The 534-nt window shown below is 61.4% G+C and carries 1 protein-coding gene; it reads left to right on the forward strand.

Going from position 1 to position 534, the window contains the following annotated elements; translation table 11 throughout:
- On the forward strand, positions 1-534 hold a 534-nt coding region (locus tag A5698_RS02280), incomplete at both ends, for a glycosyltransferase family protein (RefSeq protein ID WP_502688861.1).

A 534-nucleotide genomic window follows, 5' to 3' on the forward strand; every position in this document is an offset into this window, starting at 1 on the left:
GTCGCTGGCAACGTCGCGGAGTATTACGACATTCCGTTGGCCACGCTTCATTACTTCCCGATAAGACCCAACGGCGAGCTCCTCTCATTCCTGCCGCCACGATTCCGCCGCTCGACCATGCTGGCGCATGAACGGCTGACTTGGCGCGGTACCAAAGAGGTAGTAAACGCGCAGCGCCGCGAACTGGGATTGCCCGAGGCAGTACTGCCCTACACGCGACAGATCACCGAACGTGGATCGCTGGAAATCCAGGCCTATGAGGAGGCCTGCTTTCCTGGATTGGCGGAGGAGTGGGCGGATCTCGACGGCCAGCGGCCGTTTGTCGGCACACTGACGATGCAGTTGCCGACCGACGCCGACGAGGAGATTGCATCATGGATCGCCGCGGGAAAACCACCCATCTATTTCGGCTTCGGCAGCATCCCCGTCGACTTGGTCGAGTCTGCTGACAGCGTGTTCGCCATGATCACGGATGCGTGCGTGGAGCTGGGTGAGCGGGCGCTGATCTGCTCTGGATGGAGCGGCTTCAGCGAG

Origin of the sequence: Mycobacterium sp. E136, assembly GCF_001666865.1 — a bacterium.
Lineage (GTDB): Bacteria > Actinomycetota > Actinomycetes > Mycobacteriales > Mycobacteriaceae > Mycobacterium.